General features: G+C 69.3%; 6 protein-coding genes. 4 read left to right on the forward strand and 2 right to left on the reverse strand.

Translation table 11 applies throughout. From position 1 onward, the window contains the following. Positions 1-78 precede the first annotated feature (78 nt). Together LCD31_RS12945 and LCD31_RS12950 are read left to right on the forward strand one after the other, a co-directional pair. On the forward strand, positions 79-786 hold the full coding sequence (locus LCD31_RS12945) for a DUF6319 family protein (protein ID WP_224958315.1): 708 nt from the start codon (positions 79-81) through the stop codon (positions 784-786). Between the two features lie 302 nt (positions 787-1088). Further along, positions 1089-1484 carry a hypothetical protein gene (locus LCD31_RS12950; protein WP_224958325.1) on the forward strand — a complete coding sequence of 132 codons (396 nt, stop codon included), beginning with the start codon at positions 1089-1091 and terminating at the stop codon, positions 1482-1484. Between the two features lie 16 nt (positions 1485-1500). Here LCD31_RS12950 and LCD31_RS12955 read toward each other — a convergent pair whose 3' ends face one another. Then, positions 1501-1881, reverse strand: a complete 381-nt coding sequence (locus tag LCD31_RS12955) for a hypothetical protein (RefSeq protein WP_224958316.1) — start codon at positions 1879-1881, stop codon at positions 1501-1503. Between the two features lie 411 nt (positions 1882-2292). On the opposite strand from LCD31_RS12955, the gene LCD31_RS12960 reads away from it, so the two are divergent. After that, entirely contained in the window at positions 2293-4365 is a 2073-nt protein-coding gene (locus LCD31_RS12960) for a transglycosylase domain-containing protein (RefSeq protein ID WP_224958326.1), read from the forward strand. Between the two features lie 252 nt (positions 4366-4617). On the opposite strand, the gene LCD31_RS12965 is transcribed toward LCD31_RS12960, so the two are convergent. Beyond that, complete coding sequence (locus tag LCD31_RS12965; protein WP_224958318.1) at positions 4618-5529, reverse strand: CPBP family intramembrane glutamic endopeptidase; 912 nt, start codon at positions 5527-5529, stop codon at positions 4618-4620. A 142-nt stretch (positions 5530-5671) separates the two neighbouring features. Here LCD31_RS12965 and LCD31_RS12970 point away from each other — a divergent pair, with 142 nt between their 5' ends. Then, positions 5672-7030 carry a serine hydrolase gene (locus LCD31_RS12970; protein WP_224958319.1) on the forward strand — a complete coding sequence of 453 codons (1359 nt, stop codon included), beginning with the start codon at positions 5672-5674 and terminating at the stop codon, positions 7028-7030. Positions 7031-7122: the final 92 nt, after the last annotated feature.

The following is a 7122-nucleotide window of genomic DNA, read 5'->3' on the forward strand; positions in this document are numbered from 1 at the left end:
TCATTGCTGGAACAGCCCCGGCTGACTTCACCCGGTGTGGGGCCGGAGGACGGGGCGCACCCTGAGCTAGGGGCTCCGATGCCACAGGCCCGCACGCTGACGTCCGACGAGATCAGCGGACTCCGCGACGAACTCACCTCCGGCGGCACGCCGACCGTGTGGTTCACCGCCACCGCCGTCGGAGTGCCCGAAGGGCGCTCCGGCAAGGTCGTCGCCCTCGACGACCCGGCCGAAGGCGACTTCATCCAGATCCGCCCGGCCGGGTCCAAGGACGTGCTGTCCTTCTCCGCCGCCGAGGTGACCGTCGTCAAACCGCCGCGCAAGCGCAAGGAAACGCAACCCGTCGCCGCCGCCCGCACTCCCGAACCACCGCGAGCCGCGGTCACCGCGCCCGAACCGCAGCCCGCCACGCCGCAACCGGCCGCGAAGACCCGCGAACCGCAACCGGCCACCAAGCCGGCGCCCGCCGCCGACGACACCTCGAAATCCGCCCCGGCGGCGAACCGGCGCAAGCCGAAACCGCCCGCCGGCGCCACCGTGATCCTCACCGCGGACCAGGCCGGACAGTGGAACGTCGAAGTCAGCACCGGCAAGAAGCGCGTGCTGCGGCCCACCCCCGTGTCCACCTCCGCCGTGGCGCAAGCCGCGAAATCCCTGCACGAAGAGGTCGCGGCCGCCGTCGAACCACTGCTGGAAGCCGCCCGGGAACAGCAGCGGGAGCGCGTCGAACAGCTCGAACGACAGCTCGCCGAGGCGCAGCGGATGCTGCACGAACTCACCGAATGAACCCCGGCGCCGAGGCGGGGTGACAGGAAGGTTCCCTTGCTCGCACCGGCCCACGCCGGTGAGTCATGCCCTGCGGTGTTGCAGGAAGGTTCCCCTCCGCGCGGAGATGACAGGAAGGTTCCCTTCCTCGCACGGAGGCCCGGAACGCATGCTCGGACGCGTCGGCGCAGCTCAAGGCGGCACCGCCGCACGACGTCCGCCCCGCGGTGACAGGAAGGTTCCCTTGTTCGCCATCACCGCCCCCGGCCCGCGCGCCTGACGACCCGCGCCGCGGGACGCCTAGAATCGTCGGCGTGAGACGGATGCTGACCCCGCGCTGGCTGCTGCTGCACGCGCTGTTCGTGGCGGCGGCCATCGCCACCGGCTTCCTCGCGTGGTGGCAGTGGGACCGGGCGCACGAGGCGGGCGGCAGCTTCCAGAACCTCGGCTACGCCTTGCAGTGGCCGCTGTTCGGCGTGTTCACCGTGTGCATGTGGGTCTGGCTGATCCGGATGGAGCTGCGCGGCGGCCAGGACGCGCCGGTCGCGGTGCCCGAACCCGCCTCGGAACCCGAGACCCCGGCGGCGGAGGACGCCCGGCCGCGACGACGTCCGCTGGTGCCCCCGCCGGCGCGCTCGGTCGACGCGGACGAGGATCCGGAGCTCGCCGAGTACAACCGCTACCTGGCCGAGCTCGACCGAGCGGACCGCCAGGGCTGAATCCGCGGGCGGCGGCTCAGTTGAACGTGATGTCGCCGTTGATCTGCTCGGTCTGCACGAGGGTCCGCACCTCGCCGGAGTTCTGGTTGACCACGCGGCTCTGCGAGGCGGACAGCTCCACATGCACGCTGCTGCCCGCCGCGCGCACCTCCGCGTCGAACTCGGGGTCGTCCTGCGCCACCCGGTCCAGCCGTTCCGCCAAGGCCTTGATCTGCGGTTCGCCCGCCGAGGGCTGCTCGGCGGCGGTCAGCGCGGCCATCGTCTCCGGGTCGGAGTCGCCGCGGCGCCGCAGCAAGCTCCGCACCTTGGCCAGCGCGCCCTGCGCGGCGGTGCCCAGCGCGACGGCGAGTTGCCCGCCGAGCGCGTTCGCCAGCGAATCGAAGAACGGGTCGACCATCAGCCCCTCCGCACGGTTAGTCGAACCCCAGTGTAGTCGGCCGATCACGGGCGGCGTGCTCGTTCCGGCGGATCGGGCGCACGTCGCTCGTCCCCGGGGACCGCTGGTCGTGATGTCCGATGGCGGAGGTATGGGGCGGTTGCGCCGCACGGCGGATTTTCCTCGCGGTGCCAGGGGGAACGCCGGTTCCGGAAGGTCGGCCGGAGGTCGGCGCCGACCAGCCGGTGTGATATCAACGAAGGGACCGATGGAGCAGGTTCGGCGATCTCACGGCAGAGCCGCCGCGTCTCCCGGAACGTTCGGAACCGCCGCCCTGGCGCACCTACCCGGGCCTGCGGTCAGCGGTCGAGATCAGGTCGTCATGGACATGCGGTGATTGGGGCAGGCGTGCGCAGCGGCGTGCTGTTGAAGATGTTCGGGCTGTGCGTACTGGCCGGTGTGCTGGTGGCGTTCCTCATGATGCCGATGGCCACCGGCGCTGGAGCGGTGGTCAACCAGGCCACCGACGCGATGTCGAGCATGTCCAGCTCGCTCGCCAAGCGGGACATGCCGCAGGTGTCGGTGGTCACCGACAAGGACGGCGAGCCCATCGCGCACTTCTTCAAGGACTACCGGGTCGAGACCAAGCCCGAGCAGATCTCCGGGTACATGAAGGCCGCGATCACCGCTGTCGAGGACAAGCGCTTCTGGAACCACGACGGCGTCGACTGGCAGGGGACCGTCCGTGCCCTCGCCAAGAATGTCAGCACCGGTGGCACCGCCCAGGGCGCGTCCACGATCACCCAGCAGTACGTGAAGAACTACCTGGTGCACGTGGTCGCGCAGAACGAGGTCGACGCGGAGAAGGCCAAGGAGACGACGATCGCGCGGAAGCTGCGCGAGGCGAAGATCGCCGTCGAGCTCGAACGCACCATGACCAAGGAGGAGATCCTCACCGGCTACCTGAACGTGGTGCCGGTCGGGAACCAGACCTTCGGCGTGGGCGCGGGCGCCCAGACCTACTTCGGCACCACCCCGGACAAGCTGACGATTGCGCAGTCCGCCCTGCTCGCCGCCATCGTCAACCAGCCCGGATCGCTCAACCCGCGGACCAATCCGGACGAGGCGATGGAACGCCGGAACCTCGTCATCGACCTCATGACGGACCCGCACAACCGGCTCCGGATCAGCGAAGAGGACGCCAAGGTCGCGAAGGAGGAGCCGCTCGGGCTCACCCCGCAGCTGGGTCGCCCGCCGAACGGTTGCGTCGGCATCGGCGACGGCACCACCGACGGGTTCTTCTGCGAATACGTGCGCCACTACCTGGAGAAGTCCGGCATCGACGACGACGAGCTGGAGACCGGCGGCTACACCATCCGCACCACGCTGGACCGCAACGCCAGCGATGCCGCGAAGGAAGCCGCCAAGAAGCAGGTGCCCACCCAGACCGACGGCATCGCCAACGCCATGGCCGTCGTCGAACCCGGCACCGACAAGCACAAGGTCCGCGCGCTCGTCGCCAACCGCGACTTCGGCAACGATCCCGCAGCCGGGCAGACCGCATACGACATCGTCAGCCGGGTGCAGCCGTTCGGCGCCGGCTCGATCTACAAGGTGTTCACCGCGGCCACCGCGCTCGAACAGGGCATGACCATCGCGGACAACGTGCCGGTGCCCGCCACCTACACGTCCCGCGTCTACAAGAACGGGACCAACCCCTACACCGTCGGCAACGCCGAAGGCGTCCAGCCGGGGGACCGCACCTTGCAGATGGCGCTGGCGACCTCGCCGAACACCGGCTTCGTCGCGCTCCAAGAGAAGGTCGGGCTCAACAACGTCGTCGACATGGCTTCCCGGCTCGGCCTGCGGCAGGGGATGAACGGGGTGAACAGCGCAGGCTCCACCCTCAAAAAGGACGGTTCCAACGGGCCCGCCCAGGCCGAAGCCGTCAAGAAGAACAAGCGCGGCGCCTTCACCCTCGGTTACACGCCCACCAGCGTGCTCGAACTGTCCAACGTGGCCGCCACCATCATGAGCGGCGGCACCTACTGCCCGCCGACGCCGCTGGAAGAGATCCAGGACCGCAACGGCAACGACGTCCCCATCAAGGAAGCGGCCTGCGAACAGGCGATCTCGCCGGAAGTCGCGGGTCAGCTCGCGCAAGGCATGAGCAAGGACGACACCGAAGGCACCTCCAAGGCCGCGGCCACGGCCGCCGGCTGGACCCGGCCCATGATCGGCAAGACCGGGACCACCCAGGAGAGCAAGTCCGCCGCGTTCCTCGCCGCGACCCCGCAGATGGCCGGAGCGGTGCTCACCTACGCCGACGGATCGCGCCCCCGCGGCATCTGCGACGCGGGTGGCGACGCACCGCCGTTCCTGTGCAGCGACGGCAACATCTTCGGTGGCAAGGTGCCCGCCCGGACCTGGTTCGACGCCATGAACAGGATCCACCAGGACCTGCCCGTGGCACCGCTTCCCGGTGGGCCACCGCCTGCGCCGTGATCGCCATCTGATCGGGGAGGGGCCGTCCGCATCGTGCGGGCGGCCCCTCCGCACGTTCGGCCCCGCCCGGTGACAGGAAGGTTCCCTTCACCGCGGAGGTGACCGGAAGGTTCCCTTTCTCATCGACGTGGCGGGAGACGGCACCTTCGCCGCAGGTGTGGCAGGAAGGTTCCCTTCATCGCCGACGTGACAGGAAGGTTCCCTTCCGCGCGCTCGTGCCGGCGCCGGTTCCGGTGCTCACTCCTCGGTCGCTCAGCGACGGCTGAGCCTGCGAACGCCGCGGGTCAAGCCGGGCTCCTCGTCCGGCGGCGGGACCGGGAGCTTCCCCAGCAGCACCAGAACCAAGATCGCCAACGCGAGCACGATCCAGCCGGACCAGCCGAGCAGCCCCGACGTCACGTTGTTCACCGGGCTGCCCGCAGCGCTGAACAGAACGCCGAAACCAGCGGCCGCGTTCACGAAACCGTGCGCGATCGCCGCAGGCCACACGCTGCCCGACGACAACCGCAGCCACCCCAGGAGCGCACTCAGCAAGCTGCAGAAGCAGCCCATCATGATGAAGGCGACCACCACCGGGGCGTTCGGGTAGTTGTAGCCGAGAACGAGCAGCGGAGCGTGCCACAGGGCCCACAGGACGCCCGTCACCAGGAACGCGCCCGGCTGACCCAACGGCAACAACGCCGACGTCAGGTAGCCGCGCCAGCCCACTTCTTCGCCCGCCGCGGGAATCACGTTCAACCAGCCGAGGAAGAACACCTGGGCCAATTGGATCAGCGCCAGCGACGGCGCTGACGGCGCGTTCTCGCCCACCACACCGAGCTGTTCGGACAGCCCTGAGAACCCGGTCCAATCCGCCTGGTACACGCCGAACAAGGCGCCCAGCAGCAGTGCGAGCAACATCAGCACCGGCGGACCGAGCCAGGCCAGCAGCGCACGCCCCCACCACTTCCGGAGGCCGCCCGCACCGGTGACACCCAACTCGCGCAGCGGCGCAGGCCGCGGACTGATCCACTTCGTGACCACCACCGCGGACAAGGCGGGCACGAACATCATGACCACGAGCAGCAGCGGAGCCCACTCCCAGGTCAACCCCGTCCCCGTGACCCACATCGGAAGGGTCAGCGCCCACGTCACCGCGTAGGTCAACCCGAGGAAACTCAGCACGCCACGAACATCAACCCGATCGCCCACAGGTCCCATCCTGCCAACCACCCCACGTCCCCTCCACGAGAGGAAGGGAACCTTCCTACCACCAGTGACAGGAAGGTTCCCTTGCTCACCTGATGTCCGTGACAGCATGGGCGCCATGACGAGCTTGCTGCCTTCCACCGAACGAGCGCTGCTCAGGCGATTGGCCGTCGAGCAGAGCCAGAACCGGGTGCCGTCGCTGATCGCCGGCATCGTCCGCGACGGCGAAACGCTCTGGACGGGCAGCCGAGGCCTGGTAGCCGGGGCGGCACCCACCTCGGACACGCAGTACCGCATCGGGTCCATCACCAAATCGCTCGTCGCCGTCGCCGTACTGCGGCTCCGCGACGAGGGCTTGCTCAACCTGGAGGACAAGCTCGACCAACACGTCCCGGGCACCGCCGTCGGCGATCGCAGCATCGCCCGCCTGCTCTCGCACACCAGCGGCATGAGCGCGGAGCCCGCCGGGGACTGGTGGGAACGCACCGAAGGCGGCCCGGTCGAAGAGCTGCTCGCCGGTGTCGACCAACAGGCGATCCGGCCACGGCCCAGGCACGGGTTCCACTACTCCAACACCGGGTTCGGCGTGCTCGGCGAGCTGGTCGCCAGGCTGCGCGGTCGTTCTTGGTACGAGTCGGTCCGGCAGGAGGTCCTCGAACCGCTGGGGATGACCAGGACCACCTTCCACCCCGAGGCGCCCCACGCGCAGGGGTGGGCGGTCCATCCGTGGGCCGACGTGCTGCTGCCGGAGCCCGCCGAGGACGGTGGTGCCATGGCGCCCGCGGGCCAGCTGTGGTCGACCGTGGACGACATGCTCCGGTGGGCTCGTTTCGTCGCCGGTGAAACCGCTGACGTGCTGCACCCCGACACGGTCGCCGAGATGCGAGCTGCGGGCGCGGTCGACGACGGGGACGTCTGGCGTGCCGGGTACGGGCTCGGGCTGCAGCTGATCAGGCATCAGGGGCGGAGGCTCGCCGGGCACACCGGATCCATGCCGGGGTTCCTCGCTACCGCCATGGCCGATCCTGCTGATCGAACCGGGATCATCTTCATGGCCAACACCACGGCGGGTGTTTCCTCGGCGCTGGTGACCGACCTGCTCGACCTGCTGGAAGCGCACGAACCGCGCATCCCCGAGCCGTGGGTACCTCGAGCCGAGGTTGAGGCCGGACTGCTCGAGCTGACCGGGCAGTGGTTCTGGGGACCTTCGCCGTACGTGCTCCGGATCCTGCCCGACGGTCTGCTAGATCTGGTGCCGTGGCAGGGACGCGGCCGGGCTTCTCGCTTCCGCCGGGATCACGAAGGGCGGTGGATCGGTCTGGATGGCTATTACTCCGGTGAGGAACTCCGGATCGGCCGGTCCGCCGACGGGAACGTCAGCCATCTGGATCTGAACACGTTCATCTTCACCCGGACGCCCTACGACCCGGACGCGCCGGTGCCGGGCGGGGTGGCGGGCTGGACCAGCACTCCCTGAAGAGGATTGCGGAGATGAGGAAGGGAACCTTTCTGCCACCGGTGGCAGAAAGGTTCCCTTCCTCACACCGCACGGCGATCAAATTAGGTTAG

Source organism: Saccharopolyspora sp. 6M, from assembly GCF_020176775.1.
GTDB classification, from domain to species: Bacteria; Actinomycetota; Actinomycetes; order Mycobacteriales; family Pseudonocardiaceae; genus Saccharopolyspora_C; species Saccharopolyspora_C gregorii.

Excerpts from the sequence above, each read along its gene's own strand:
- LCD31_RS12950 (WP_224958325.1), top strand. The coding sequence starts at position 1,089 with ATGCTGACCCCGCGCTGGCTGCTGCTGCACGCGCTGTTCGTGGCGGCG.
- LCD31_RS12970 (WP_224958319.1), top strand. The coding sequence starts at position 5,672 with ATGACGAGCTTGCTGCCTTCCACCGAACGAGCGCTGCTCAGGCGATTG.
- LCD31_RS12955 (WP_224958316.1), bottom strand. The coding sequence starts at position 1,881 with ATGGTCGACCCGTTCTTCGATTCGCTGGCGAACGCGCTCGGCGGGCAA.
- LCD31_RS12945 (WP_224958315.1), top strand. The coding sequence starts at position 79 with ATGCCACAGGCCCGCACGCTGACGTCCGACGAGATCAGCGGACTCCGC.
- LCD31_RS12960 (WP_224958326.1), top strand. The coding sequence starts at position 2,293 with ATGTTCGGGCTGTGCGTACTGGCCGGTGTGCTGGTGGCGTTCCTCATG.